26 protein-coding genes are annotated in these 26,342 nt (G+C 41.2%); 18 read left to right on the top strand and 8 right to left on the bottom strand.

What is annotated here, in order from left to right:
* Window positions 1–77 precede the first annotated feature (77 nt).
* The 12 genes from fliP (at window position 78) to D9T12_RS08430 (ending at window position 12,222) form a co-directional block, all read left to right on the top strand.
* Window positions 78–767, top strand: a complete 690-nt coding sequence (gene fliP, locus D9T12_RS08485) for a flagellar type III secretion system pore protein FliP (RefSeq protein WP_130538576.1) — start codon at window positions 78–80, stop codon at window positions 765–767.
* Window positions 768–1,037: a flagellar biosynthesis protein FliQ gene (fliQ, locus tag D9T12_RS08480; RefSeq protein ID WP_130537769.1), complete on the top strand. Its 270-nt coding sequence runs from the start codon at window positions 768–770 to the stop codon at window positions 1,035–1,037.
* Between the two features lie 21 nt (window positions 1,038–1,058).
* Window positions 1,059–1,835 (top strand): flagellar biosynthetic protein FliR, encoded by a 777-nt coding sequence (gene fliR / locus D9T12_RS08475; protein WP_130537768.1) that lies wholly within the window; start codon window positions 1,059–1,061, stop codon window positions 1,833–1,835.
* An 8-nt stretch (window positions 1,836–1,843) separates the two neighbouring features.
* The gene (gene flhB / locus D9T12_RS08470; RefSeq protein ID WP_130537767.1) at window positions 1,844–2,968 is read left to right on the top strand and encodes a flagellar biosynthesis protein FlhB; all 1,125 of its coding nucleotides are present in this window, start codon (window positions 1,844–1,846) and stop codon (window positions 2,966–2,968) included.
* A gap of 177 nt (window positions 2,969–3,145) precedes the next feature.
* Window positions 3,146–5,245 carry a flagellar biosynthesis protein FlhA gene (gene flhA, locus D9T12_RS08465; RefSeq protein WP_130537766.1) on the top strand — a complete coding sequence of 700 codons (2,100 nt, stop codon included), beginning with the start codon at window positions 3,146–3,148 and terminating at the stop codon, window positions 5,243–5,245.
* Window positions 5,246–6,592 carry a flagellar biosynthesis GTPase FlhF gene (gene flhF / locus D9T12_RS08460; protein ID WP_130537765.1) on the top strand — a complete coding sequence of 449 codons (1,347 nt, stop codon included), beginning with the start codon at window positions 5,246–5,248 and terminating at the stop codon, window positions 6,590–6,592.
* Window positions 6,582–7,490 (top strand): MinD/ParA family protein, encoded by a 909-nt coding sequence (locus D9T12_RS08455; protein ID WP_130537764.1) that lies wholly within the window; start codon window positions 6,582–6,584, stop codon window positions 7,488–7,490. Before flhF ends, D9T12_RS08455 begins: the two co-directional genes overlap by 11 nt.
* A gap of 6 nt (window positions 7,491–7,496) precedes the next feature.
* Entirely contained in the window at window positions 7,497–8,225 is a 729-nt protein-coding gene (locus D9T12_RS08450) for an RNA polymerase sigma factor FliA (RefSeq protein WP_130537763.1), read from the top strand.
* Between the two features lie 46 nt (window positions 8,226–8,271).
* Window positions 8,272–8,679, top strand: coding sequence for a chemotaxis response regulator CheY (locus D9T12_RS08445; protein WP_420824240.1), 408 nt, complete (start codon window positions 8,272–8,274; stop codon window positions 8,677–8,679).
* Window positions 8,680–8,719: 40 nt separating this feature from the next.
* Entirely contained in the window at window positions 8,720–9,367 is a 648-nt protein-coding gene (locus D9T12_RS08440) for a protein phosphatase CheZ (protein WP_130537762.1), read from the top strand.
* Between the two features lie 212 nt (window positions 9,368–9,579).
* The gene (locus D9T12_RS08435; protein WP_130537761.1) at window positions 9,580–11,676 is read left to right on the top strand and encodes a chemotaxis protein CheA; all 2,097 of its coding nucleotides are present in this window, start codon (window positions 9,580–9,582) and stop codon (window positions 11,674–11,676) included.
* A 42-nt stretch (window positions 11,677–11,718) separates the two neighbouring features.
* Window positions 11,719–12,222 carry a chemotaxis protein CheW gene (locus D9T12_RS08430; protein WP_130537760.1) on the top strand — a complete coding sequence of 168 codons (504 nt, stop codon included), beginning with the start codon at window positions 11,719–11,721 and terminating at the stop codon, window positions 12,220–12,222.
* 106 nt (window positions 12,223–12,328) lie between these two features.
* Here D9T12_RS08430 and D9T12_RS08425 read toward each other — a convergent pair whose 3' ends face one another.
* The 5 genes from D9T12_RS08425 to D9T12_RS08405 all read right to left on the bottom strand — a co-directional run bounded on the left by D9T12_RS08425 (window position 12,329) and on the right by D9T12_RS08405 (window position 15,264).
* Window positions 12,329–12,673 (bottom strand): EscU/YscU/HrcU family type III secretion system export apparatus switch protein, encoded by a 345-nt coding sequence (locus tag D9T12_RS08425; protein ID WP_240693155.1) that lies wholly within the window; start codon window positions 12,671–12,673, stop codon window positions 12,329–12,331.
* A gap of 9 nt (window positions 12,674–12,682) precedes the next feature.
* Entirely contained in the window at window positions 12,683–12,958 is a 276-nt protein-coding gene (locus D9T12_RS08420; protein ID WP_165395077.1) for an STAS domain-containing protein, read from the bottom strand.
* Window positions 12,959–12,997: 39 nt separating this feature from the next.
* Window positions 12,998–13,357, bottom strand: a complete 360-nt coding sequence (locus D9T12_RS08415) for a response regulator (protein WP_130537758.1) — start codon at window positions 13,355–13,357, stop codon at window positions 12,998–13,000.
* A gap of 55 nt (window positions 13,358–13,412) precedes the next feature.
* Window positions 13,413–13,940: a chemotaxis protein CheW gene (locus D9T12_RS08410; protein WP_130537757.1), complete on the bottom strand. Its 528-nt coding sequence runs from the start codon at window positions 13,938–13,940 to the stop codon at window positions 13,413–13,415.
* A gap of 217 nt (window positions 13,941–14,157) precedes the next feature.
* Window positions 14,158–15,264 carry a hypothetical protein gene (locus D9T12_RS08405; protein WP_130537756.1) on the bottom strand — a complete coding sequence of 369 codons (1,107 nt, stop codon included), beginning with the start codon at window positions 15,262–15,264 and terminating at the stop codon, window positions 14,158–14,160.
* A 221-nt stretch (window positions 15,265–15,485) separates the two neighbouring features.
* Here D9T12_RS08405 and D9T12_RS08400 point away from each other — a divergent pair, with 221 nt between their 5' ends.
* From D9T12_RS08400 to D9T12_RS08390, 3 genes are all read left to right on the top strand, one after another.
* Window positions 15,486–16,313, top strand: coding sequence for a CheR family methyltransferase (locus tag D9T12_RS08400; RefSeq protein ID WP_130537755.1), 828 nt, complete (start codon window positions 15,486–15,488; stop codon window positions 16,311–16,313).
* A 68-nt stretch (window positions 16,314–16,381) separates the two neighbouring features.
* Window positions 16,382–17,485 (top strand): protein-glutamate methylesterase/protein-glutamine glutaminase, encoded by a 1,104-nt coding sequence (locus tag D9T12_RS08395; RefSeq protein WP_130537754.1) that lies wholly within the window; start codon window positions 16,382–16,384, stop codon window positions 17,483–17,485.
* 327 nt (window positions 17,486–17,812) lie between these two features.
* Window positions 17,813–19,084, top strand: a complete 1,272-nt coding sequence (locus D9T12_RS08390) for a methyl-accepting chemotaxis protein (RefSeq protein ID WP_240693154.1) — start codon at window positions 17,813–17,815, stop codon at window positions 19,082–19,084.
* A gap of 82 nt (window positions 19,085–19,166) precedes the next feature.
* Here the strand turns inward: D9T12_RS08390 and D9T12_RS08385 are convergent, their stop codons facing one another.
* A complete protein-coding gene (locus D9T12_RS08385) occupies window positions 19,167–19,430 on the bottom strand; it encodes a hypothetical protein (RefSeq protein ID WP_130537753.1) in 264 nt (87 codons plus the stop codon).
* A gap of 90 nt (window positions 19,431–19,520) precedes the next feature.
* On the opposite strand from D9T12_RS08385, the gene D9T12_RS08380 reads away from it, so the two are divergent.
* Window positions 19,521–19,871, top strand: a complete 351-nt coding sequence (locus D9T12_RS08380) for a YqfO family protein (RefSeq protein WP_130537752.1) — start codon at window positions 19,521–19,523, stop codon at window positions 19,869–19,871.
* 509 nt (window positions 19,872–20,380) lie between these two features.
* On the opposite strand, the gene D9T12_RS08375 is transcribed toward D9T12_RS08380, so the two are convergent.
* Together D9T12_RS08375 and trxB are read right to left on the bottom strand one after the other, a co-directional pair.
* On the bottom strand, window positions 20,381–21,082 hold the full coding sequence (locus tag D9T12_RS08375) for a BamJ family beta-barrel-assembly machinery protein (RefSeq protein WP_240693153.1): 702 nt from the start codon (window positions 21,080–21,082) through the stop codon (window positions 20,381–20,383).
* 52 nt (window positions 21,083–21,134) lie between these two features.
* Window positions 21,135–22,082 carry a thioredoxin-disulfide reductase gene (gene trxB, locus D9T12_RS08370; RefSeq protein ID WP_130537751.1) on the bottom strand — a complete coding sequence of 316 codons (948 nt, stop codon included), beginning with the start codon at window positions 22,080–22,082 and terminating at the stop codon, window positions 21,135–21,137.
* 509 nt (window positions 22,083–22,591) lie between these two features.
* Between trxB and D9T12_RS08365 the strand changes: the two genes are divergently transcribed.
* The gene (locus D9T12_RS08365; RefSeq protein WP_130537750.1) at window positions 22,592–25,609 is read left to right on the top strand and encodes a DNA translocase FtsK; all 3,018 of its coding nucleotides are present in this window, start codon (window positions 22,592–22,594) and stop codon (window positions 25,607–25,609) included.
* 25 nt (window positions 25,610–25,634) lie between these two features.
* Entirely contained in the window at window positions 25,635–26,327 is a 693-nt protein-coding gene (gene lolA / locus D9T12_RS08360) for an outer membrane lipoprotein periplasmic chaperone LolA (RefSeq protein ID WP_130537749.1), read from the top strand.
* Window positions 26,328–26,342: the final 15 nt, after the last annotated feature.

The following is a 26,342-nucleotide window of genomic DNA, read 5'->3' as shown; positions in this document are numbered from 1 at the left end:
AATCATTACTCTTTTCAAAAACGTTTTTAATCAGTTTATTGCTTGTTTTACTGTTGGTTGCCGGAAGCGTCTATGCCATGCCTGGAATTCCTGCTTTTACAGTTGAAACCGATGCAGCAGGGAATCAAGACTATACGCTAACAATGCAAATTCTGTTGTTAATGACAGGGTTGACGCTATTGCCAGCAGCTTTAATTGCGACCACATCGTTTTTACGAATCATCATTGTTTTTGCATTGTTGAGACAAGCTCTTGGCACCATGCAGACACCATCGAATCAAGTATTGATTGGACTGGCATTATTTTTGACTTTATTCATTATGGCTCCTGTCTTTGACAAGATCTATGACACTGCTGTGGCACCTTATCTTGAGGAACAAATTCAGTTTAAGGAAGCCGTTGAAATTGGGGCGAAACCGATGCACCAATTTATGCTACAACAAACCAGAGAAGACGATTTAGGTATGTTTGCTGAAATGGCAGATGTAACACTTGAAGATCCGCAGTCTGTGCCTTTTAAAGTATTGATTCCTGCTTACATGACTTCAGAGCTTAAGACGGCTTTTCAAATTGGCTTTATGTTATTTATTCCTTTTTTGATTATCGATTTAGTGGTGTCAAGTCTACTGATGTCTATGGGGATGATGATGCTATCACCTATGATTATTTCACTGCCTTTCAAATTAATGTTATTTGTATTGGTAGATGGCTGGGCGCTTGTTGTTGGAACCATGGCGAATAGTTTTGTCGTACCAGGAGGGATATAAATGCAGCAAGAATTTGTCTTAACTCTTGGTCAAAGAATGCTTGAGCTGGTGGTTATGCTAGCTGGGCCTTTACTGATTCCAGCACTCATTATTGGTTTGCTCGTAGGGATGTTTCAGGCGGCCACACAAATCAATGAAATGACGTTGAGTTTTATTCCAAAGCTAATGATTGTGGTCGTTGTGTTAATCGTTTTAGGTCCTTGGATGCTTGGAATTATTGTCAGTTTTACGAGAGAATTGATTATGAATATTCCTGCTTATATAGGCTAGTTTTAAATTTGGAAGCAGTCAATGAGTTTTAGCTATACAGAGTTTTTACAATGGATTGGAGGGTACTTTTATCCATTTGTCCGCATTGCAGCGATGCTGTCAATTGTGCCTCTGTTTGCGATTAAATCCTTTCCAATGCGTGGAAAAGTATTGCTTTCCATTTTTATTACCATTGCAGCAGCGCCATCGATCGCTGTCCCTCCACCTGTTGATCCTTTTACATGGAAAGGTGTGTTATTTATCACACAACAAGTTTTAATTGGCTTAGCAATGGGGATTATCTTTCTGGTTGTTTTTCAAGCGTTCGTTGTTGCTGGGCATTTGATCGCAATGGGAATGGGGTTGGCATTTGCTCAGATGGCGGACCCTACCAGTGGGGTGACGGCTCCAATCGTTTCTCAATATTTTACGATTATTGTTAGTTTGTTGTTTCTCGCATTAAACGGTCATTTAGTTGTGATTCAAATTGTCATTGATAGTTTTGAATATTTGCCAATTGGTACGAGTTTTTTAAATCAAGACTCCATCCGAAGTGTGTTTGAATTCGGCAGCTACATGTTTGCTTCAGGGGTTTTGGTTGCGCTTCCAGCGATTACGGCACTTTTATTGATTAATGTTTCTTTCGGAGTTGTAACAAAAGCAGCCCCTGCATTGAATATTTTCGCGGTGGGTTTTCCTGTTACATTATTGACCGGATTGGTTTTACTGTCTTTAACCTCTCCAATTTTGTTGCCCCATCTTCAGGAATTGATTCATGCTGCTGGCGATACAATCGCACGTTTTCGTCTTAGAGAGTGATGTAGTTTATGGCTGAAAACGAAGACGGCACAGAAAAAACCGAAGAACCCTCCGCCAAGAAACTTCAAGATGCTCGTGATAAGGGGCAGATCCCGCGATCAAAAGAGCTGACGACTCTCTTGATGACTCTGTCTGCCGCTGGTTATTTTTATCTGTTCGGCGAGGAAATGATGCAGTCCTTTTCCACAGTGATTACCCAAGGTCTGAGCTTGGATCGGGATATTGCATTTGATGAGAAGAAGTTGTTGGATCGGATTATTGCAATTTTGATAGAGTCCTTGTGGATGCTTGTCCCATTTTTTTCTTTAATGGTCTTTATTGCTATCGTCTCGCCAATGCTTTTAGGTGGCTGGAATTTTAGTGCCAAAGCTTTGGCACCATCAATTAGTAAACTAAATCCAGTCAGTGGCTTAAAGCGTATGGTGTCTTTGAATGCTTTGCTTGAATTAGTTAAAGCATTCGCAAAGTTTTTACTGGTTATTTCTGTTGCCACGTATTTTTTATATATGGTGTTTTCTGAAGTTTTAGGTTTGGGTATTGAGCCAAAAAATTTTGCTTTAGCACATGCAGCGGAAATCATCGTTGAAGCCTTTATTTTCGTCAGTCTTTCATTACTAGTGGTGGCAGCGATTGATGTGCCTTTTCAGGTTTGGAACCACACCCGTCAACTAAAAATGACCAAACAAGAGGTTAAGGAAGAATTTAAGCAACAAGAAGGGAATCCAGAAGTGAAAGGGCGAATTCGTCAGTTGCAACGCGAGATGTCGCAAAGACGAATGATGGAAAAAGTGCCTGAAGCAGATGTCATTATTACGAACCCAACGCACTTTGCTGTCGCTTTAAGTTATAAACCTGAAATGATGCCAGAGCCGGTTGTTCTGGCTGTTGGTGCAGATTTTATGGCTGCTCAGATTCGTACTTTGGCACAAGAAAATGATATTCCAGTTATTGAAGCGCCATTACTTGCACGTGCCTTGTATTTTAATGCGGAGGTTGATCAACCGATTCCGTATGACCTATTTAAAGCAGTAGCGAGCGTTTTGGCGTATGTCTTCTCGCTGAAACAGTCTGGCAAAACCCAAGCAGTCGATTTTGAAAATTTGCCAGTGCCAGATCATTTGCGAACGGACTAAACTCAGCTAGAATCCCACTGACAAATCGTATTTTATTGCGGTTAAGTGTTCTATAATGAACTGTTTTTCGTATTTAAGGCCGAGGTATATTTACCGGCCGGTGAAATCTGTTTTGAATGTTTCCAATTTCCTCGACAGAAACAGCATTTGTTTAAAGGTATAAAGACTTAAACCGCAATGGACTTTTCCAAAATCAAGGCATTTTTACAAGGTAAATCACTTAAAGGTGTAGGGATTCCTATCGCTGTGCTGGCCTTGTTGGCTATGGTTACCATACCGATGCCTCCATTTCTATTGGATGTCTTTTTTACCTTTAATATTGCCCTATCCATGGTTGTATTGGTGGTCACGCTATATGCTAAGCGACCACTTGATTTTGCTATTTTCCCAACCATTATCTTAGTCGCGACACTATTTCGGCTCTCTTTAAATATTGCATCTACACGTATCATTCTTCTAGAAGGCCATCAAGGAGGTGCATCAGCAGGTAGCGTAATCGAGGCTTTTGGTGAGTTCGTTATCGGTGGGAACTATGCGGTGGGTTTGGTTATCTTTGCAATTTTAGTGGTCATCAATTTTGTGGTCATCACCAAAGGCGCTGGTCGTGTTGCCGAGGTGAGTGCACGATTTACTCTAGATTCCATGCCTGGTAAACAGATGGCGATTGATGCGGATTTAAATGCAGGTCTAATCACGCAAGAAGAAGCGCAGACACGTCGTCGTGATATTGCAACTGAGGCAGAATTTTATGGTTCTATGGATGGTGCCAGTAAATTTGTTCGAGGAGATGCTGTTGCAGGGTTAATTATTCTGTTTATCAATCTCATAGGTGGTTTTGCAATAGGCGTCGGACAACATGACCTGGATTTTTTGCAAGCGGCAGAAGTGTATACCATTTTAACTTTGGGTGACGGGTTAGTCGCCCAGATACCTGCATTACTGTTATCAACGGCTACCGCTGTAATTGTGACTCGTGTCACCGGTGGAGACACGACCAAAGAACTTGGCCAACAAATGCAGTTGCAGATGTTCTCGACACCAAAAGCCTTAGGAACTACTGCGGGTATTATTGGTGTGATGGGCTTGATTCCAGGAATGCCAAATTTTGCGTTTTTGAGTTTTGCAGCGGTTGCAGGTGGGGGAGCCTATTTAATTCATAAACGACAGCAAGAGCAAGAAACTGCGCCAGCACCTGAAGCTAGTATTGAAGAACAGCCCGAGCCCGAAAATAAAGATTTGAGTTGGGATGATGTGCAATCTGTAGATGCCTTGGGGCTAGAAGTGGGTTATCGCCTTATTCCAATGGTTGATCAGAGTCAAAATGGACAATTGCTTGATCGTATTAAAGGGGTTCGTCGAAAAGTTTCTCAGGAACTTGGCTTTCTAGTTCCTCCTGTTCATATTCGAGACAACTTGGATTTAAAGCCGAATCATTATCGGATTATGTTAATGGGGGTTATGGCTGCTGATGGTGAAGTTTTCCCCGATAAAGATTTAGCGATTAATCCAGGGCAGGTATTTGGTGAAATTAAAGGGATTGCGACCAAAGACCCTACATTTGGCTTGGAGGCTGTTTGGATTGATCCTTCGGATCAAGATCAGGCTCAGGTTTTGGGATACACAGTCGTGGATGCGAGTACAGTGGTTGCGACGCACATTTCACAGATTATCCAAGATTATGCCTATGAATTGTTTGGGCATGACGAAGCTCAACAATTAATTGATAAGCTTAAGCAGAGTTCTCCGAAGTTGGTTGAAGAGCTTATTCCAGATAAGCTTTCTCTTGCGACGTTGGTCAAGGTCCTTCAAAATTTATTGCAAGAGAAGGTCTCTATTCGTGACATCCGTACTATTTTGGAAACCTTGGCAGAAAAAGCGCCTGTTTCGCAAAGCCCAAACGATTTAACCATTGAAGTACGGGCAGCTTTAGGGCGATTTATTGTGCAAGATTTGGTAGGGAATGACGGTCAATTGAAAGTCATTACTTTGGAACCTAGTCTGGAACAACTTTTGCTGCAAGCGACTCAAGGTGCGCCTGAAGGTCAGTTGGCAATTGAGCCTGGTTTGGCAGAGCGCTTGCACAATACGTTAAAAGAAGAGTCCCAAAAAATAGAAATTGAAGGTCAAGTGCCAGTACTACTGGTCGCACCGCAAATTCGAGCGCAATTAGCGCGACTCTTTCGGTTTAGTTTGCCAAGTTTGGCAATTTTGGCGTATTCTGAAGTGCCGGAAAACCGACAGATTAGTGTGGTGGCCAATGTAGGGCAAGGAGGCTAGATGAAAATCAAACGTTATACAGCAGCGACCATGCGAGAAGCGATGCAGTTGGTAAAGCGTGATCATGGTGATGATGCTGTGATTTTATCAACCAAAGAGACGAGTTCAGGATGTGAGGTTATGGCCGCACTTGACCCTGAAATAGAAGAGTACCGTCAGTCTGTTGAACAAGCTTCATCCAAATCAGATCGTTATGAATCTGCAGGTTTAGCCGCAACGCCAAGAAACTTACAAGCGTATCAGGCCATGCAGGGCTTATCTGGCGACATAGCTAATCCGGAACATTCATCGAGAGAGATAAATAATCGGCCTGCAAGTCACCCATATTCAAATCAAAGCCAACATGATTTTCACCGGCCGGTAGATAAAATTCCTGAACCGAATGTTGCATCCGACCATGCGGTGAATTTTGCGCAAAAAGAAGAGATGCACAAAATGGCATCAGAAATTCAAGCAATGCGTTCTTTGCTTGAAAATCAGATGGCTGGGTTGGCTTGGGGCCAGCTTGAACACTCAAAACCTGAGCAGATTGATTTGTTGAAACGTTTACTGGCGCTTGGTATTGGTTGGGAGCTGTGTCAAAAATTAGTCGATTCTGTCGATGCAAAAGACAGTGGGGCTTGGTCACACATTTTAGCTGCAATGGAAAAACAGGTAGAGATTGATAATAAAGATATTTTAGAAGTTGGCGGGATTTATGCTTTAGTTGGCCCTACGGGTGTTGGAAAAACGACAACCATTGCCAAAATCGCCAGTCGCTTTGTGATGCGAAATCATCCAAACGATTTGGCATTGATAACGACCGACTCTTATAAAGTCGGAGCACAGGCACAGCTTAAGATATTTGCTGACCTGATTAATGTGCCGGTACATGTAGCAAAAACGCAAGAAGAGTTGTATGCCTTATTGAGCTCTTTTGCCAATAAAAAACTGGTGTTAATTGATACGGCGGGCATGAGCCAGAAGGCCTTACAATTGTCGCAACAATTAACGTCAGGTTCGCATGGGAATGTACCGATTAAGAATTATTTGGTAATGTCTGCAACCTCTTCATTGACGGTGATGCAACAGATTGTTGAAGCATTCAATGAAGTGGTGCTTTCAGGCTGTGTTTTGACAAAAGTGGATGAAGCGGCCTCGCTTGGCAATATTTTGACCATTTTGATTCAGCAGTCGTTGCCTATTTCTTATGTCAGTAATGGACAAAGAGTGCCGGAAGATATTGAAATGGTTCGCGCCCGTGATTTAATCGATCAAGCGATTGTTCTTGGTCAGCAAAATAGCAATGTAACCGATGAGCAAGCCTTTAAGATGGGGATTGCTAAGGAGATTTCGAATGCTCAATGATCAGGCGGCAAGCTTGCGAGCGATGCAAAAGCAAGCAGGTGAAAAACCACCGGCCGGTGAAACCTCTCAAAAGTCTGCAAAACCTACTTCTGGAAAACCGATTCGTGTGATTTCGGTCGCCAGTGGTAAAGGTGGTGTGGGCAAAACCAATGTTTCGGTGAATATTGGAACGGCGCTCAGTAAACTTGGCAATCGTGTCATGTTGATGGATGCAGATATGGGGTTGGCAAATGTTGATATTATGTTGGGTTTACAGACCCAGTATAATTTGTCGCATGTTTTAGATGGGCAAAAGACCTTGAAAGAGGTGATTGTCGAAGGACCGGCCGGTTTAAAAATTATCCCAGCAGCTTCAGGTGTCAAACGAATGGCGCAGCTTAATGCTATGGAAAATGCTGGAATCATCAACGCTTTCAGCGAATTGTCGAATGAAATTGATGTGTTGATGATTGACACGGCAGCTGGTATTGCAGATAGTGTGGTGAGTTTTTGTCGCGCATCTCAAGAAGTGATTGTTGTGGTTACTGACGAGCCTGCATCTATAACGGATGCCTATGCTTTGATTAAGGTTTTGAGTCGGGATTACGGTGTAAGCCGTTTTCGATTGTTAGCAAATATGGTTGGCTCAAAAAAAGAAGGGCGCATGCTGTATGAAAAGATGGCAAGTGTCACTGAAAAATTTTTGAATGTTACTTTAGATTATATGGGCGCTGTGCCTTATGATAGAGCGCTAAAACAAGCTGTACAGCGACAAAAACCAGTAGTAATTACCAGTCCTAATAGTGAAGCTGCGGAATCCTTTTATGCGATGGCACAAGAAGTGAATCGTTGGCCGATACCGCAGAATATGACTGGCTATATTCAATTTTTTGTTGAAAATCTGTTTCAAGGACAATAAAGAATTATGACTAGGGCAAATGTATACGCGCAAGTTCAAAAACAAAGCAATGAATCGGCTTTGAAAAACGTGGAAGATTATTTGCCTTTGGTTAAACGAATTGCTTATCACCTAAAAGGCCGTCTACCGGATAGCGTGATGGTTGATGATTTAATTCAATCGGGCATTATCGGCTTAATGGAAGCGATGGCGAACTTCAGTGGAGATCAAGGTGCGAGCTTTGAAACCTATGCTGGAATTCGTATTCGTGGTGCTATGTTGGATGAAATTCGAAAAGGTGATTGGACACCTCGTTCGGTTCACCGTAAATCTCGAGAAGTAAGTGAAGCGATTCATCAGGTTGAAATTCGTATGGGGCGAGAAGCTCGTGACGATGAAGTGGCTAAGGAAATGGGTATTTCATTGAGCGAATACCATAAGATTCTTCAAGACACGAGTGGTGCTCAGTTGTTATCGATTGATCAGCCAGACCATGAGGAATTGTCAGAAGATCGTATGGTTAGTGGTTCAGCTACGCCGCTTCAACAGTTAGCCGATACGGACTTTCAATCGCAACTAGCGCATGAAATTGACAATCTACCCGAAAAAGAAAAACTGGTCATGGCGCTTTACTATGACGAAGAGTTAAATTTAAAAGAAATTGGACAGGTGTTAGAGGTAAGTGAATCTCGAGTCAGTCAAATTCATTCCCAAGCGGTCAAGCGAATTCGTTCGCGGATGTCTGAGTGGATTTAATAACGCTTAACTGTTTTAATACACAAAAAATTTTAAGGAAAACACTATGCAGATTAATCGTGATATGAATATTTTGGTGGTTGATGATTTCTCAACTATGCGCCGAATTGTTAAAAACTTACTCAAAGAGCTTGGGTTTAGTAAATTTGATGAAGCAGATGACGGTGCAACAGCTTGGCCAATGGTTCAGACTGGAAAATATGATTTCATTGTCAGCGATTGGAATATGCCAGAAATGACAGGGATTGATTTGCTGCGCAATGTCCGTAAAGATCCAAACCTTAAAGATACGCCATTTCTTTTGATTACGGCAGAAGCAAAACGTTCTCAAATTCTAGAAGCGGCTCAAGCAGGTGTAGATGGATATATTGTGAAACCTTTCACAGCAGCGACATTAAATGAAAAAATTCAAAAGATTTTCGAGCGTGTTGCTGAGCGTCAAAAAGCCAACTAATTTAGTTTAGGTTTTTGATCAAAAAATAGGGGAGTTGTGTATGGGGTTATCGGCAAATATCAATCGAGAGGCTGTTGAGCAGTTATTGCAGGCTATTGATTCTGGAGATCAGGCAAGAAGCTCAGAATTACTGGATGAGTTAACGCAGTTGCGTGAACAAGAGCTGTATCAAAAATTAAGTCAAATCACTGATAATTTGCATCAAACCCTTGATGATTTGGGAGACGATTCACTCATGATGCAGACCAAATATGATTTGCCTGATGCATCTGAGCGCTTGCAGTACGTTATGGATGCAACGCTTGAAGCGAGTGAGAAATCTCTCGCTAACGCTGAACAAATCCAAAATCTCTTAGATAACTTACCTGATGAAACTTTGACACAAGAGCAGCAAGAGGCTTTGAAATTAGCGCACGATAATGCAACACAAATTATCTTAGCTCAGTCATTCCAAGACTTAACGGGACAGGTGCTTAAACGAGTAATGTTGATTTTAGGCTCTCTGGAAAATAGCCTAATCGATTTAATTCAGCAATCTGGGCATGATTATGATGCTATCCCTCAAAGAAAAAAGTCCAATGAAGATTTGGAGCATGGAATTGGCCCAAATGTGACTAAATCATCTAAACAAGATGCCGTTTCATCGCAAGATGATGTGGATGACTTATTAGATTCCTTAGGTATTTAATGGGTATTTAACTTAGGTTTCATTTCGATATAAGATTTAAGTAAGTTTTATTATCGCAGTTTCAACGCCGGTATTTATGACCGGCGTTTTTGTTTGAGTTTTAGACGGGATTAAGCTTGGCATATGCTTTGCTTGTACCAACCAAAAGGTTGTTGGTTGGCAATGATTGCCATCAAACTTAACTGACAACTGAATTAAATGAGGATGTCATTGTGGATGAAGAAATTTTACAGGACTTTTTGGTTGAGGCCTCTGAATTAGTTGATCAGCTCAACGAGCAGTTGGTTGATTTAGAACAGAGCCCTGAAGATGCAGATTTGCTAAATGCCATTTTTCGTGGTTTTCACACGATTAAAGGTGGTGCTGGGTTTTTGGGTGTCACCTCTTTAGTTGAGGTATGTCACCGAGCAGAAAACGTCTTCGATAAAATTCGCAATGGTGAGGTTGCTTATGATGCAACGGTTGCTGATGCGATTTTGAGAGCATTTGATGTTATCAGTGACTTTATTGAGCAGCTGAATGCCGGAGAACGAGAATTGCCAGAAAATGACTCAGGTTTGCTTGATGAGCTAGATGCAATTTTCAAAGGACAGGTGGCAGAACAGCCTGTTGAAGAAGCTGCTCCACAAGAACCGGGTGAAGCCCATCTAGAATTACCAGAAGGTGTTGATCCTGATGGAGAAATCACTGATGACGAATTTGAAGCGCTATTAAACCAACGTGATCATTTAGGCAATGATTCACCGGCCGGTAATGTTTCGCAAGAAATGCATTTAGAACTTCCAGAGGGTGCAGACCCAGATGGTGATATTACAGATGATGAATTTGAAGCTCTGTTAAATCAGCGCGATCAGTTAATTGACATTGATGATCAACCTGCTGGGCAGAAAACAGCAGAGTTACATTTACCTGACGGTACAGATCCAGATGGTGATATTACAGATGATGAATTTGAAGCTTTGTTGAATCAGCGAGATCAGTTGGTTTCAGAGGTTGAGGAGGCGAAAGTTGCAGCTACTCCAAAACCTCAACCAAAACCGGTTGCGCCTAAACCAACCTCGGCACCGAAAGCGGAACCCAAGCCTGAACCGAAAGCAGCATCTACAGCTTCAAAAGCACCTGCGGCTAAAGCCGCCGGTAAAGCGGCTGAATCAACAGTACGAGTGGACACTCGTCGATTAGACGAAATTATGAATTTGGTCGGAGAATTAGTACTTGTTCGCAATCGTTTGTTAACGCTTAGAGGGTCGGAAGCTTCTCATGAACAGATTTCAAATGCTGTGGCAAACCTTGATCATGTGACAACTGATTTACAGACATCAGTAATGAAAACGCGAATGCAACCGGTGAAAAAAGTTTTTGGTCGCTTTCCTAGAGTTGTTCGTGATTTGGCGAGAAAGTTGGGTAAACAAATCGAGCTTGAATTGCATGGAGAAGAGACAGATTTAGATAAAAACCTGGTTGAAGCTCTGGCAGATCCACTTGTTCACTTGGTTCGAAACTCCGTTGATCATGGGGTGGAAATGCCGGATGTGCGCGAAGCAGCTGGTAAGCCATCCACTGGGCAAATTATTCTTGCTGCTGAACAGGAAGGCGATCATATTCTGCTGTCGATTACTGATGATGGAAAAGGCATGGATCCTGATATGCTACGCCAGAAAGCAGTTGAAAAAGGCATGATGGATGAGGTCAGTGCAAATCAATTGGATGATAAATCCGCGTTTGAATTAATTTTGTCTGCTGGATTTTCTACGGCAGAACAAATTAGTGATATCTCAGGCCGTGGTGTTGGTATGGATGTGGTCAAAAATATGATCACCAAACTCAACGGTAGTATTGATATCAATTCAGTGCTTGGAAAAGGCACTCAAATTCGCATAAGAGTACCTCTAACGCTTGCGATTTTGCCAACTCTAATGGTTGCTTTTCAGGAAGATAATTACGCTATTCCTTTGACAAGTGTTCAGGAAATTTTTGATTTCAATTCTGAAAATACTAATGTGATTGATGGGCAGCAGATGGTTCGTTTGCGGCATAAGAGTGTGCCATTGTTTTTCTTATCGGACTGGTTATCTCCAGGCGTTGATAAATCGGACAGAAGCCATGATAAGGTAGTTATTGTGCTGATTGGAAATCAACGTGTCGGGTTAGTGGTTGATCAAGTGAATGGTCAAGAAGAAGTTGTGATTAAGCCTTTAGGGGTCATGCTTAAAAAATTAGAAGGCTATGCCGGTGCAACGATCACTGGTAATGGTCAAATTGCATTAATTCTAGATTTACCTGGAGTCATGCAGCGTTTCCAAATGTAACGCTATGAGCGTTTCACTAAAACGTTCATCTTGGAGAAGTTTATGGAACAAGACATTAATTTAAATTCAGCAGAATCTTATATCAATCCGAATGCTGAAGAAGAAGATAATTATTCAGGCCCAAGTACTCGATGTGTGATGTTTACGCTTGAAAATGAAACCTATGGAATTCAAGTTAAAAAAATTCGAGAAGTTTTACGGGTAGGGAATATCCGTAGTGTTCCGGGTTCAAATTATCAGGTTTTAGGTATTATTAATGTTCGGGGTGTGATTGTCACAGTGGTGGATATGCGAACTATGTTTAATTTGCCACAAAAAGAAATCACTGATGTATCTCGGATTATTATAGTTGAGTTAGATGATGAGCAGACTGTTGGAATGTTGGTAGATATGGTTCAGGAAGTTAAAGATATACCTGAAAGCCGTTTTGAGCCATTATCCAGTGCCAAAGACAATGCCTCTCGCCATATTCAAGGTATTGCGCATTTCCAAGATAGGGTCATTATTTTAGTGGATGCAGATACCATGCTAGAGCAGCATATTTAGGCTTCTTTAAAAAGTAGAGATATTATGCAAACTTTGTTCAATACCTAGTTGTATTGGACAAAGTTTTTTATTTTGTGCTGCGGGAAAATTCCAGTGCCGTTGCTTTTTAATCAGTTGAGTCAGGCGAGGAGGGGATTTCTTTACCGCTTAAGTTGTAGGCAAATACTAGTACTTGCACTACTGCTTCGTAAAGCACCTCTGGTATTTCCTGGTCTAATTCAACTTGAGATAGCATTGATACCAGATCGGTATCTTCAGAAATAGGAATGTTATGTTCTTTTGCGATGGCAATGATTTGTTCAGCAACATAACCTTGACCTTTCGCAGTAACGATTGGAGCGCCACCACCTGTATATTTCAAGCCAACAGCTTGTTTGTCAGATATATTCTCAGGTGGGGTTGTTGGAGCTTTGGTATTGTCTTGTTTAGGTTTTTTTGAGGCTTGGCTCACAGAAAGAAATTAGCTCAAGAGTAGGTCGTTATGGACGCCAATCTTTTCTGCAGATTGTTTAAGGACATCTGAAGGAGAGTTCCAAGAAACCTGATTGCTTGTTTCTTGGGCATGACGAATCAATACGATCAAAGCTTGAAGGCCTGAAGTATCGATGCTTTCAACCGCTGAACCATTGATTTCAATGGTTTCTTCGGTAACGTCTAATTGCTCAAGCAATTGAGAATAGTTTTGATCAATTTGATGAATGGTCAAACTATCTGGTAGGTTGATTTGGATACTCATCATAAACTCCTTAATTGCTTGAATAGGCTGGGTGCTAACTTACATGACTCGATTGATAACAGATAAGAGTTTTTCTGGGCTAAAAGGTTTGACGATCCAGCCTGTTGCACCCGCTTCTTTCCCTTTCGTTTTCATATCGCCAGAAGATTCTGTTGTCAAACATAAAATAGGTGTGAATTTGTAGTTTGGCATAGCACGTAGTGCTTGAATTAACTCAATACCATTCATGTTAGGCATGTTGATGTCTGTTACTACAATGTCAAATTGAGCTGCTTTTGCCGCACTCAAAGCTTGAACACCGTCTTCTGCTTCTGTCACATCATGACCAGCTGATTTTAATGACATAGCGACCATTTGGCGCATAGATTTAGAATCATCTACAGCTAAAATTTTTGACATTCTAATTCTCTCTTTACTTTTTAAAAGGCTATTTTAAAGGTTTCGTTAAAAAATTTTAATGGTTTTTGCGAAGAAACTCTTGAACCGAGTTCAATATTCCATCGTTTATTAGCTGGTCGATATGTAAAATTACAACCATCTTGTCTTCAAATGTTGCAAGACCATTCACATATTCTGTATTAATCGTGCCAGACATGGAAGGGGCGTTTTGCAGCTCTTTTAAGTTGACTGAATAAACATCTGAAACACCATCGACAACAAGACCGATAATTTTATTGGTTCCATTTGCGTTTTCAGAGCGCACAATAATCACAACAGTCGATTCGTTATAAGTTACTTCTTCCAAATTGAAGCGAATTCGTAAATCCACAATAGGGACAACTGCACCACGTAAATTGATAGCACCCATTACATAATCGGGTGTGTTAGGGATTGACGTAGTTTTTTCCCAGCCTTTGATTTCTTGAACGCGAAGAATATCTACACCATATTCTTCCTTCCCCAGAACAAATGACAAAATTTGTTCATCGTCTTCACGAGTGTTTTCAATTTTGTCTTGAATATCTTCGATGTCTTTATCCATTGTCCAATAATCTCAATGTATCTATCGTTAGCGCTAAATTAACTGATTCATTAGTAAACGTCTAGAGAGTAGGCCAAAATTTATTAAAATTACTCTGTTTACTTGATTTACCACAAATCTTGTGTGTAAATCGAATGCCTCTGCAAAATGCTTTTTAAGCAAGTCTTGCACCAGTGTCCTGTCTTGGTGATTAAACGGCCTTAAAAACCGTAGAGGGTTATATTTTCACATCAATCAGCGAAATAGGTTGTTTATGCTTATCGGGATTGAATTCGAGCGGTTCTTGGCTTAGTTGTACGGAAATAGTATCCAACGCCAATTCGGAGAGTTTTTCAACGAGTATTTCTTCGGATTGTTTAATTTGGTCTAGAATTTCTGAATTTTCGCACCAAAAATAACAAAATAGTTGGTGTTTAGGTTTTGATTTCATTCCATCATTTTCAATAGGCGCTGAGAGTTCGTTTAAGCTTATCTTAGTTTGAAGTATGCCTTCTGGTAAGCCTATTTGTAACCACACCTGCCAGGATGACTGGTTGGCACGTTGGTTTTTTTTGAAGTGGAGTTGCTCTTCTATGGTTGTTTGACCGCGTTCGCGAATAAACTCCATCTGCAAATTCATTGGCGTTTCAAAATAACTCAGTTGTTGGTAACTGATGCGGTTAATCGCTTGAATTAGAGCTTTCGTGAGTTGTTTGATGTTAGCATTTTGAGGTTCAGTGCTTTGGGCTGTTTTTAAAAGTTGCAGCATCTGTGCTTTGAGATCTTGTTGCAAAGTTTGGGCATTTTTACCGGCCGGTATGTTTTTCACTTTGGATTCAAAAAATAAGCCGCTGTTCTCCACCTCGGCTTTTAAAGCCTTACCGCCATTAGGCAAGTTAGTTTTTTTCATCTGATCAAGCAGTTGTTGAAGGGGGGCTTGTAAGTTGGGTGGTAAATTTGGCAACAGAGAAAGTTGCTGAAAAGTTTGATTAAGTGACGCTTGGTTGGGCAAAAGTTGCCGGAGTGCCGTTTGCAAGAGTAGAGTTTCAACGGTTTTTTGATTACTGGCAGAGGCATTTGAAGGCGTGTTTGTCGTTTTGACTAGGCTAACCATTAATTGTGGTTGTGTTTGAGTGACTTCAACTTTTGCTGGCCCTGTCTTTAAAGCAGTGTCAAGAGTCGTCGCGTTTAAGGATAAACTTCCCAGTTTTATCAGAACCTGATTGCCGCTGATTTTGTCGATATTGACATTCAACTGTTGGCCAACTTTTAAAACGCTACTGAGGTTTCTTTCGTTTAAGTTTTGTAGTTGACTCAAATTAAGATTGTTAAATATTGTGACCATTCTGGGCCGCCTTTCAAACAGGTTTTGCTTCCACTAAATTTGGAATAAGACTATAGTTATAAAGCTTAATAAAAACTCATTGGGATTTGCAAAATTTTGCTTCGATAAACCCTCTTAAAAGTTAGTTTTAGTTGCTTTTTATCCGTCAAATCGTAAGAGTTTTTATTGTCGAAAACATAACAATAAAAATATAACAATAATTAGGCAAAGGTATCCCAGCGATGCATGACAGAGAGTTTACATTTAGTGATCAAGATTTTCAGAGAATCAAACGCATCGTTTATGACTACGCTGGAATTGATTTAAATGAATCCAAAAAGAACTTAGTTTACAACCGCTTAGCAAAGCGGATTCGTTTTTTAAACCAAGACAGTTTTAAAGAATACCTTGATTTTGTCGAAAAAATGGGCAAAGAAGAGTTTGTCCATCTGATCAATGCCATTACAACGAATTTGACGTTTTTTTTCCGAGAAAATCACCATTTTGAATATTTGGCAGAGACTGTTATCCCTGAATTGTTAAAGACAAACTCGAGTTCCAAAAAAATTCGAATTTGGTCTGCTGGCTGCTCAACCGGTGAAGAACCTTATTCTATTGCGATAGTGTTAAAAGAAACGGTTCCGCAAGGTTGGGATGCCAAAGTCATTGCCACGGATTTAGATAGTAATGTTGTGCAAACAGCCACCAATGGAGTCTACGCAATTGACCGATTGAAGGGGGTGACGGATGCTCGCAAAAAACGATGGTTTTTAAAAGGAAAGGGGTCGGTAGAAGGTAAGGTAAAAGTCAAAGATGAGCTTAAGCAGTCAATTGAGTTTGGCCAATTGAATTTAATGGAAGATTGGCCGATTAAAGACTCTATTGATGTTATTTTCTGCCGCAACGTTGTCATTTATTTTGACAAACCAACACAGAGCCGCTTGTTTGACCGTTATGCAGAACGTTTGCCAATGGGAGGACATTTGTTTGTTGGACATTCGGAGTCACTTTATAATGTCTGTGACCGATTTGAATTATTAGGCAAAACCATTTACCAAAGAATTTCTTAATTTGAGTTGGATGCTCAAATAATGCTCATTGTTACCTGAGCAAAACTAATAAAAAATGAAGAGTGAATATGCAAAAGATTAAAGTCCTGATTGTTGATGATTCTGCTTTAGTAAGAGAAATGCTAAGCAAAATGCTCAATGATGATCCAATGATTGAAGTCGTTGGTCAAGCTTATGACCCTTACGACGCTCGCACAAAAATCAAAGAGCTTCATCCAGATGTTTTGACACTCGATATTGAAATGCCAAAAATGGACGGCGTCACCTTTTTGAAAAACTTAATGCGTTTGCATCCTATGCCAGTGGTGATGATTTCAACCTTGACTGAAAAGGGGGCGGATGTCACGTTTGAAGCGATGGATCTTGGTGCAGTTGATTTTGTCACAAAACCTAAAATTGATTTGCAGCATACATTTGAGGATTATGCATTTGAAATTCGCCGAAAAGTTAAAATGGCAGCGCGTGTCCCTAAAAACATGCTGGAGTCTCAGTACGCTCGTTATTTAGCAACAAAAGAACGACAAGTAAATCAGCAATCTGCCGTGAAAACCGTTGATAGTGGGCACTCTGATGTACTCAAAGCAACCTATCATGGTCGTGGCAGTAAAAAAATCATTGCGCTAGGAGCTTCAACAGGAGGGACTGAGGCCATTAAAGAGGTTTTGATACGATTGCCGGCACAAACGCCAGCTATCGTGATTACTCAACATATCCCTGCCGCTTTTAGTGAGCCATTTGCCAAGCGTATGGACAGTGTTTCACCTATGTATGTGCATCATGCGGAAGATGGTCAAGAGATTTTGCCAGGCCACGTATACATTGCGCCGGGTGATCGCCATTTAGAAGTGGTTCAGCAAATGGGGCGTTATGTGTGCAAACTAAATAATGGAGAGCCTGTGAACCGTCATAAGCCTTCTGTTGATGTGATGTTTGATTCAGTGGTGCGTAACGTTGGAAAAAATTCAGTTGGTGTTATTTTGACTGGAATGGGTGCGGACGGTGCAAAAGGTTTAAAAGCATTAAGAGATATTGGGGTGCCAACCATCGCTCAGGATGAAAAAACCAGTGTGGTTTGGGGAATGCCTGGGGAATCCGTCAAGATGGGGGGAGCAGAATATGTTTTGCCTTTAGATCAGGTTGCGGGGAAAATCAGTGAATTGGTCGAAAAATAAGTGAAATATTTATTTTCTTGATGCTTGTCATGCCGATAGGCAGGCTTATTGTAAAAGGCTCTTACTTTATTAAAGAGCCTTTTTTATTTTGGTAATAAATAGTCGACTCTGAATAACTCGTTTAATTTATGGCAAAGCCAGTTTTTTACTCAACAAGGCAGAATGCAGAAATACTATCTAGATAACATAAGGCATCTAAATAAATAGAAGTATTTCGACAAACCGTTTAACGTTCATTAAAAATATACCGGCAGGTACTTATGGCACACATAGTGCTTCTAGAGCGATATCGAAGAAGAATAAATATGAGATTAGAAAGGATTCATCATGATTGAACGAATGCTTGAAAACTTGCGAGTGTATTGGCTGGCTTGGGGTGTCACCATACTTGGAGTCGTCCTGAGCTTTTTTGCGATTCCATTTTTAGATACAGTAATGTTTCTGATTATCTCAGCAGTTTGGACTTGGTCTGTGGCAAAGTTTGCCGAGTACCCAAGTTCTTCAGGTGAGAAAACATCAGAAGTTGCCGCTGAAATTATTGCCGGACCCAAAAATGTATCGCGTGGTGATGAACCAATGTTGCGAATGACCACTGCTGATCAAGCTTTGCAACAGATTATGGATGATGTTGATAAAGTTATTAAGCAAGAAATTGATGTTGTTCATGATGAACTTGGGCAGGTTAAAACGCTTGTTGCTGAAGCAATTGATACGCTTAACACCAGTTTTTCAGGCTTACATGAGCAAACACAAGCGGAATATCAGCTAGTGGTTTCGCTTTTGGATAACTTGGGAGGTGATGAGAATAGTGATTCAATGAGTATTCAAAAGTTTTCCTCTGAAATTAAAGGTGTTTTGCAATACTTGATTGATTTGCTTACCAATGCGAGTGAGCGCAGTAATCAAACGGTTAATAAAATCGATGATATGGTCAGCCAAATTGAAGCGATTTTCAACTTACTTGAGGACGTTAAAGGAATTGCCGACCAGACCAACTTATTGGCATTGAATGCAGCGATTGAAGCTGCTCGAGCAGGAGAGGCTGGACGTGGATTTGCTGTGGTGGCAGATGAAGTTCGTAAGTTATCACTTAATTCAAATATCCTGAATGAGCAAATTCGTAACCGAGCGGAGCAAGCAAGAACCACCGTTGATCAAGTGCGAAGCATTGTCAGTGAAACGGCTAGCAAGGACATGGAACATGCACACTCATCGCAAGCTAAAGTCGGCACCATGCTGGGCGATCTTGAAGAGATGAATAGTGGTATTTCAACCAAGCTTGGAGATGTTTCCGGTATGATTTCCGAAATTGAAATGAGTGTGTCGAATGCGGTTCGTTCATTACAATTTGAAGATATTGTTCGCCAGTTAATTGAGCAGGTGATGAATCATTTGGCTAACTTGCATGAGTTTTCCGCCGAGATTAACCTTTTCTTGCAGCAGGCTTCAGAATCACCTGCGCAAAGTGAAGAGGAACATCAGATGCGTTTAGAAAAATTCCGTCAAGAAATTCATAATAAACGCAATGAGATAGAACAGAATCGAATGTCTAGGGTGAGTACTGAAAGTATGGAAGAGGGCGAAATCGAACTTTTCTAAAAAAGATTTTCGATAAGCAAACCCGAGTTGAACGTCTGTTTGGCTCGGGTTTTCTGTTTTCAGGGGTGAAAAGAAGTAAAAACTAAATCATGTTCCCCATATGAGTATTCCACAAACTACCAAAAATTAGACTAAAGAAGATACCTGTTGCAAAAACAATGTACCAATAACGTCGTTGACGTTTCGCTGAATCTGGTTCATCTTCTGGTCGATCCTTGAAAAATACCAATAAAAAGCCAATCGCGGAAATAAAACCGGCAATATTCGCAAGATAGTGCACGCCTGAGAGCATAGATGTAATACCTAGCGCTAAAATCACACCGTAAGTGAGTAACAGCAATTTCATAAAGAGCCTCTTTTAAAGTTAAGGGTTTCTCTGTCAAAATGATGGTTGCCTATTGTATTGAAAAAACGTAACCACCGCAGAGGATTTCAAATGTCGCAAAGTACTTTTACTCATTCAGAATTATTCCAATTGTTTTTTTATGTGCCGGAGTCCCATTTGGAAAGTGTTAAACAAGCGGTTTTTATGGCTGGGGCAGGTAAGATCGGAAACTATGAGGGGTGTGCTTGGCAAGTTGCTGGTACTGGTCAGTTTAGACCTATTGAGGGAAGTCAACCTTTTATAGGGGAACAGGGCACTTTAGAGAAAGTTAAAGAATTCCGAGTGGAAATGGTTTTTGAGCCCAGTACAGCTGAGCAGGTGTTAAAAGCTTTAAAGCAAGCGCATCCTTATGAGACTCCTGCCTATGGTGTCTTGCAGCTAGCCAACCACTTATACGAGTGATGTATTTGAACTTACATGGTGAATTTTTTTGCGATACCTGCTGCGGTTTGAAACTGTTCAAATGGGGGAGGGAGAGTTTGCTGTGATAAGGAGTGATATGAGAGTTTAGATGAAAGTCTTGAGAAGTCTGTCACTATCGTCATACTTTTTCATATTAGATTTTGTTGATATAAGCGTCTTCTTAGATTAAGATTGCACTCGTTGTTTCATTACAACACTCCTCTAAAAGAGCTAAGATTGTTCCCCTAATTTTGGAACACCCCAGAAAACACCGCCTTCGGGTTTAGTTTTTTCTGGGGTTTTTTATTTTTACCGGCCGGTAAATTCTGAAAGCTTTCTAATTCGCTGAAACTGTTTATTTAAGAGTTATTGATGTTATGGGCATAAAGCCAGTAAGATCAGAGTATTTGACTGTGTATTGAATAAATAAAAAAAACCTGCTCCGAAGTCGAAACAGGTTTTTAGAAAAGCCTTAAAAACTAAATAATTAGTTTAGTTTCGCATAACGATTAAGACTTAGCTGGATCGAATGAGATTAATTCGATGGTGAAAATCAGCGTTTTATTTGGCCCAATGACATCGCCAGCACCTTTTTCGCCATAAGCCATTTCACTTGGAATTGCGACTTCCCACTTATCTCCTGGACTCATTTTCTGAATGACTGAACTCCAACCTTTGATCACACCATTAAGTGAGAATTTTAGTGGGTTGCCACGTTCATAAGAGCTATCAAAAACGGTTCCATCAATGAAGCGGCCTTCATAATGGGCAAAGACAGTATCTTCCGCCTTAGGTGATTCACCTTTACCTGATTTAAGAACCTTGTATTGAATGCCATTGTCTAAGGTTTTTACCCCCGATTTCTTTTTGTTTTCAGCAAGGAATTTTTTTCCGGCTTCCGCATTCGCTTTCCCTTGAGCTTCTCGCTGTGCGAGCTGTTTCTGAATCATCTGCTGCTTGACTTCGCTCACTGCTTGATTCATTTCTTCCGCACTTAGACGCATCTCTTTGCCACTTAGCGCATCTTCAAGACCCAGCTGGAACGCTTTAACATCAATAGCCAAGCCTTGTTTCTCAAAGTTTTTGGCCAAATCTACCGCTAAAGTATAGCTGGCTTTCTGCTCTGTGGTTTTTAGGTTGGCATCTGCCGCGTATACAGTGCTTGATGCAACCATCATGAGTGTTGCAAAGCTCATCGTTTTAAGTTTCATAGGTTTCCTTGATATAAAAATTGAATCAAAATTGGCAAGTGTTTGGGGCGGCTTACAAATTGTCTAAATATTTTTCCGCATCCAATGCAGCCATACAACCAACACCAGCCGAAGTAATGGCTTGTTTGTAATGTTGATCCATCACGTCACCAGCCGCAAACACGCCTGGAATCGATGTCTGCGTAGCATTTCCTTCTAAGCCGCTTTGCACTTTAAGATAGCCATTTTCCATTTCAAGCTGACCATCAAAGATTCCCGTGTTTGGAGAGTGTCCAATGGCGATAAATACACCTGCAACATCAATATCTTTTGATTCGCCAGATTCACGGTTTTTTAGTCGCAATCCTGTGACTCCCATGTTATCGCCAAGTACTTCTTCAAGTTCAGAATTGAACTCAATTTTAATATTGCCGTTTTCAGCTTTATCCATTAAATGTTTCGCTAAAATCTTTTCGGAAGTGAAATGGTCACGACGGTGGATAATGGTGACTTCTGAGGCAATGTTCGAAAGATAAAGCGCTTCTTCTACTGCCGTATTTCCTCCGCCGACAACCGCGACTTTTTGATTGCGGTAGAAAAAGCCATCACAAGTTGCGCAGGCTGAAACGCCTTTTCCTTTGAAAGCTTCTTCAGACTCTAGGCCTAAATATTTTGCCGTTGCGCCTGTAGCGATAATTAACGCATCACAAGTGTACTCCGCACTATCACCAGTTAGTTTGAAAGGTTTTTCAGATAGGTCAGCCGAGTGAATGTGATCAAAAATCATCTCTGTACCAAAACGTTCTGCGTGCTTCTGCATACGGACCATTAGGTCAGGTCCAGTCAGTCCTTCTGGATCACCTGGCCAGTTATCAACTTCTGTCGTCGTCGTTAACTGACCGCCTTGTTGCATACCGGTAATAATAACCGGATCAAGGTTTGCACGAGCTGCATAGACTGCAGCAGTGTAACCTGCGGGACCTGATCCTAAAATTAAAAGTTTGCAATGTTTTTGACTCATGGGTTCTTATCCTCATTTATGACTTTTTTTGAGATTAATTTCTACTATTAATGGCGATTTTATTTTTTCGGTTTCAACCGACCATTAGATTTAATCAAACCAAAAAATTAACCGATTGATCACGATGTCTGATTCTAGCAGTTTTAAAAGTGATGCAAAGTGCTTCTAAATAAAATCTTTCTTGAGAAGAGGGCGCTTCAGCTTGCCGGTAAGTACTTTAAAAAGATGTAATAACCCCATATTTTAAAGGCTCTATTGTGTCCTGTTGAATCTTTAAGTGGTTGGAAAAGTATCTATAAGCATGAAAATGGCAATTAAATATCGTCATATTGCTTTCATAATTGGTTTAATGGAATTCTTTGCCCGAATTTTTACCGGCCGGTTAAAATAACGGTTTGGATTGGCGGTTTCAGTGCAATCTGTCGCTTAAGATTGCGATGTTAGGCACTCGGGCTCCATTCCAAGCATTTGACTTATCGAACTAAAAAGTAAAACCGACTACTAAATTTATGCCAAATCAATCCGCCAATTCATCACTTGAAAATGCATCGAGTAACCAATCTGAACCGATTTCAGAAACGTTTGAGGATTCTGTGCCAAAGCGAAAAAAAGTGCTGATTAAACCTAAAGCCTCATCTGTGAAGAAAGAGCCTGATAATAATGAGTTGAGTACTGATGCTCATACCGCTTCTGAAACTTCTATGCAAGCACCGCAAAATGAAGGTTTTGGTGTGGCAAATTCTGCCCAAAAAAGCTATCAATGGGTATTCAGTGATTTAATTTTTATTGCTGCGGTTGGGTTGTCATTTTATTTGGTAATTATTCTAGCTGGCTATAACCCGAAAGATCCTGGATTTGTATTAGTCGACAATGCTCGAACCGAGGTTGAGAATTATGGCGGCCATACTGGCGCTTGGTTAAGCTCTTTTATTTTATACATCTTTGGGATTTTTGGTTATTTGCTGCCGATTGGAATCACCATTGGTGGCTGGATGACTTTAAAGCATCCTGCAAAACCGAAAACTCAAATCGCTGAGCAAGACTACACACGCTTCTTATTTAGTTTGTTGGGTGTATTGTTATTTATTAGTGCCGGTGCAGCAATGAGTAACCTGTTTATGGCGCCTGACATTTGGTTAACAGAATTGCCTTTTTCCAGTGGTGGTGTTTGGGGTTACGGTCTGAGTTCTTGGCTCGTTGATTCTATTGATTTGCTTGGGACGACTTTGCTACTGCTTGGTATATGGGCTTGGTCGCTGAGTTTATTGTTAAACCGTTCTTGGATGAATATTTTTGAAGCGACTGGGGAGTGGACGGAGCAGTTTGGACTTTGGCTATACCATCGAGTTTGGAAAGGTGAAAAAACTCAGCACTTTTTTCAAATGACGAAACAAAAACTTGACTCTAGACTGGCGCACTCGCGTGTCACAAACCGAGATTCTCAGGCTGAGAATTCCAAACAAACGACGCAAACTCAACAAGGTGTTATGGCGCGAACTCAACACTTTATGAATCACCTGGTTAAAGGTCCGCGAGTTGAAACCATTCCAAAAGATGGCTCTAAGAAAAACTCTATTGAAACTAGCGCCTTCCCAAAACAGGTTATTGACCCGAAAAAGGCAGGCGAATTGGTTCAAGAATTGGATCAAGCCGCACACCCTCATGCAGTTGGAAATAACCCAAATACTTCTGAACGATCAAACAGCCTAAGTGCTGAACCGTCGTTACAGGGCCGTAAGGAATTTGTACCAGCCGGCGAGCAAACCCAAGGAGACCCAGAGAGTTTGGAATTTAGAACCGATGAACGTTCTGATTTATCCATGTCAAAGCCTTCTGAGTTCAATGAAATGACAAGTTCAATGACACCCACTCCGTCAGAAATACCTCCGTGGGAAGAGACTTCGGTTTCCGCACAAGCTTCACCATCGACTGAGCAATCAGTTCAAACATCGGATTCCGAGAATTTTTCTGTGCAAATTGGTCAACGTTCTCAGGCGATACCGGCCGGTGAAATCAAGCAAAAGGCTGAACTACCAAGTCTTGAGTTGCTCGCAGAACCACCTAAATATGAAGAAGGTTATACCGAAGAAGAGTTGACAGATTTATCTTACAAATTGGAACAGTCGCTCGCACAATTTGGCATTAAGGTCACGGTCGAGTCGGTTCAGCCTGGGCCAGTTGTCACTCGATTTGAGATTCTCCCCGCTCCGGGAATTAAGGTTTCAAAAATTAATAATCTTTCGAAAGATTTGGCGCGAGTCATGATGGTCGAATCAGTACGGGTGGTTGATGTCATTGTTGGCAAGTCAGTAATTGGTATTGAGATTCCAAATAAAATTCGAGAAGTGGTGAGCTTCAGGGAAGTACTGGCCTCTAATGCTTTCCAAGACTCAAAATCACCATTAAGCATTGCATTAGGTAAGGATATTTCGGGTGAACCGATTACCGCGGACATTGCCAAAATGCCTCACTTGTTGGTCGCAGGTACGACAGGGGCCGGTAAATCTGTGGGTGTGAATAGCATGATTTTGAGTATGCTCTATAAAAGCACGGCAGAAGAAGTCCGCATGATTTTGATTGACCCAAAAATGTTGGAACTTTCTATTTATGAGGACATCCCGCATCTGTTGACACCGGTGGTTACCGATATGAATGATGCTGCCAATGCGCTGCGTTGGTGCGTGTTTGAAATGGATCGGCGCTATGAATTGATGGCTAAACTGAAAGTTCGAAATGTGGCTGGCTTTAATGCCAAGGTTAAAGCGGCTATCGAAAAAGGTCAGCCGATTATTGATCCTTTGCATGAACAACTCAAATCCTATGGTTATGAAATGGGCGAAGCTCCTCCGACATTGGAACCGCTACCGTATATCGTAGTGGTAATCGACGAGTTTGCCGATATGATTATGACAGTCGGAAAAGAGGTTGAGCAGCTCATTGCTCGTTTGGCTCAAAAAGCGCGTGCTGCTGGGATTCACCTGATTTTGGCGACGCAGCGACCTTCAGTTAATGTCATTACTGGTCTGATTAAAGCCAATATACCAACGCGTATTGCGTTTATGGTGAACACTAAAATTGATTCCCGAACTATTCTTGAACAAGGTGGTGCAGAACAATTGCTCGGAAAAGGGGATATGCTTTACATGCCACCTGGCAGTGGGAACCCTGTTCGAGTTCATGGTGCCTTTATGACCGATGAAGAGGTGAATGAGGTTGCAGAATTTGTCAAATCACAAGGCGAACCACAGTATCTAAAAGCGATTACCGAAGCACCACCTTCTGATGAAGATGGAAAGGGCGGCGGTTCAGGCTCGGCCGAAGATGATCCACTTTATGATGAAATTGTCGCTTTTATTACTGAAAAACGTAAGGTATCTGTTTCACTTCTTCAAAGACATTTCAGCATTGGTTATAACCGTTCTGCGAGAATTGTTGAAGGTTTGGAAGCTGCGGGCTTAATTTCTGCCGGACGTGGTGGGAATAATGTTCGAGAAGTGCTGGTTCCAAAACGTGATGAGTATGAATAAATCACCCAATTTTAGAGAAACTTTTATGCAACAAAAAATCGCAATAAAAACCTTCGCACTCGTTTTGGCTTTGAGTGGTGTGAGTTTTATACATTCAGCGGTGGCCAGTCAAACTGTTTCAAATGACCGACTAGCCGTTGATTCATTGAACGAAACAGAAACCGTTCAACATCCGCTTCAAGCTTATGTGAATCAGTTAAAAACGTTTTCGGCCAATTTCAAGCAAGTCACTCCTGAGAGTGAATTGTTTCAGTCTCCAGTTAAAACGGGAGTCTTTGAGTTGCACCGGCCGGGTCAGTTGGTTTGGGAATATCAAAAACCGATGGGACAAAAAATTCTGATTGATGGGGAAAACCTTTGGGTGTATGACCAAGATTTGGAGCAGTTGACCATTCGACCTCTTTCGGATGTTCAGGCGGATATTCCACTCAGTTGGTTACTATTCGATGAAAAAATCGAAGAGCGATTCGATATTTTGTCTGCAGGGACGCGAAACGGTGCTCAATGGTATAATCTCCAACCCAAAGAGGCGACTTATTTTCAAAGTATTGAAGTCGCTTTAAAAAATCATCAAATGGTTGAGGTTTGGATGTATGCCGGACCAGAAGACATCACCAAAGTGACATTTTCCAATATCGCTTCCAATCAGACACTCACGCCGGATGCGTTTCGCCTGCAAGTTCCTGAATCTACCGATATAATCGGACAACCGCAGTAATTTTTATAGGCGAAT

Origin of the sequence: Thiomicrorhabdus indica (assembly GCF_004293625.1) — a bacterium.
Lineage (GTDB): Bacteria > Pseudomonadota > Gammaproteobacteria > Thiomicrospirales > Thiomicrospiraceae > Thiomicrorhabdus > Thiomicrorhabdus indica.
Note: the sequence above shows the minus strand (reverse complement) of the source record. Positions and strands in the feature narration are given on the sequence as shown.

What these genes read in the sequence shown, in the direction of transcription:
- fliP (WP_130538576.1), top strand. Translation starts at nt 78, where the DNA reads ATGCCTGGAATTCCTGCTTTTACAGTTGAAACCGATGCAGCAGGGAAT.
- fliQ (WP_130537769.1), top strand. Translation starts at nt 768, where the DNA reads ATGCAGCAAGAATTTGTCTTAACTCTTGGTCAAAGAATGCTTGAGCTG.
- fliR (WP_130537768.1), top strand. Translation starts at nt 1,059, where the DNA reads ATGAGTTTTAGCTATACAGAGTTTTTACAATGGATTGGAGGGTACTTT.
- flhB (WP_130537767.1), top strand. Translation starts at nt 1,844, where the DNA reads ATGGCTGAAAACGAAGACGGCACAGAAAAAACCGAAGAACCCTCCGCC.
- flhA (WP_130537766.1), top strand. Translation starts at nt 3,146, where the DNA reads ATGGACTTTTCCAAAATCAAGGCATTTTTACAAGGTAAATCACTTAAA.
- flhF (WP_130537765.1), top strand. Translation starts at nt 5,246, where the DNA reads ATGAAAATCAAACGTTATACAGCAGCGACCATGCGAGAAGCGATGCAG.
- D9T12_RS08455 (WP_130537764.1), top strand. Translation starts at nt 6,582, where the DNA reads ATGCTCAATGATCAGGCGGCAAGCTTGCGAGCGATGCAAAAGCAAGCA.
- D9T12_RS08450 (WP_130537763.1), top strand. Translation starts at nt 7,497, where the DNA reads ATGACTAGGGCAAATGTATACGCGCAAGTTCAAAAACAAAGCAATGAA.
- D9T12_RS08445 (WP_420824240.1), top strand. Translation starts at nt 8,272, where the DNA reads ATGCAGATTAATCGTGATATGAATATTTTGGTGGTTGATGATTTCTCA.
- D9T12_RS08440 (WP_130537762.1), top strand. Translation starts at nt 8,720, where the DNA reads ATGGGGTTATCGGCAAATATCAATCGAGAGGCTGTTGAGCAGTTATTG.
- D9T12_RS08430 (WP_130537760.1), top strand. Translation starts at nt 11,719, where the DNA reads ATGGAACAAGACATTAATTTAAATTCAGCAGAATCTTATATCAATCCG.
- D9T12_RS08420 (WP_165395077.1), bottom strand. Translation starts at nt 12,958, where the DNA reads ATGAGTATCCAAATCAACCTACCAGATAGTTTGACCATTCATCAAATT.
- D9T12_RS08415 (WP_130537758.1), bottom strand. Translation starts at nt 13,357, where the DNA reads ATGTCAAAAATTTTAGCTGTAGATGATTCTAAATCTATGCGCCAAATG.
- D9T12_RS08410 (WP_130537757.1), bottom strand. Translation starts at nt 13,940, where the DNA reads ATGGATAAAGACATCGAAGATATTCAAGACAAAATTGAAAACACTCGT.
- D9T12_RS08405 (WP_130537756.1), bottom strand. Translation starts at nt 15,264, where the DNA reads ATGGTCACAATATTTAACAATCTTAATTTGAGTCAACTACAAAACTTA.
- D9T12_RS08400 (WP_130537755.1), top strand. Translation starts at nt 15,486, where the DNA reads ATGCATGACAGAGAGTTTACATTTAGTGATCAAGATTTTCAGAGAATC.
- D9T12_RS08395 (WP_130537754.1), top strand. Translation starts at nt 16,382, where the DNA reads ATGCAAAAGATTAAAGTCCTGATTGTTGATGATTCTGCTTTAGTAAGA.
- D9T12_RS08390 (WP_240693154.1), top strand. Translation starts at nt 17,813, where the DNA reads ATGATTGAACGAATGCTTGAAAACTTGCGAGTGTATTGGCTGGCTTGG.
- D9T12_RS08385 (WP_130537753.1), bottom strand. Translation starts at nt 19,430, where the DNA reads ATGAAATTGCTGTTACTCACTTACGGTGTGATTTTAGCGCTAGGTATT.
- D9T12_RS08380 (WP_130537752.1), top strand. Translation starts at nt 19,521, where the DNA reads ATGTCGCAAAGTACTTTTACTCATTCAGAATTATTCCAATTGTTTTTT.
- D9T12_RS08375 (WP_240693153.1), bottom strand. Translation starts at nt 21,082, where the DNA reads ATGAAACTTAAAACGATGAGCTTTGCAACACTCATGATGGTTGCATCA.
- trxB (WP_130537751.1), bottom strand. Translation starts at nt 22,082, where the DNA reads ATGAGTCAAAAACATTGCAAACTTTTAATTTTAGGATCAGGTCCCGCA.
- D9T12_RS08365 (WP_130537750.1), top strand. Translation starts at nt 22,592, where the DNA reads ATGCCAAATCAATCCGCCAATTCATCACTTGAAAATGCATCGAGTAAC.
- lolA (WP_130537749.1), top strand. Translation starts at nt 25,635, where the DNA reads ATGCAACAAAAAATCGCAATAAAAACCTTCGCACTCGTTTTGGCTTTG.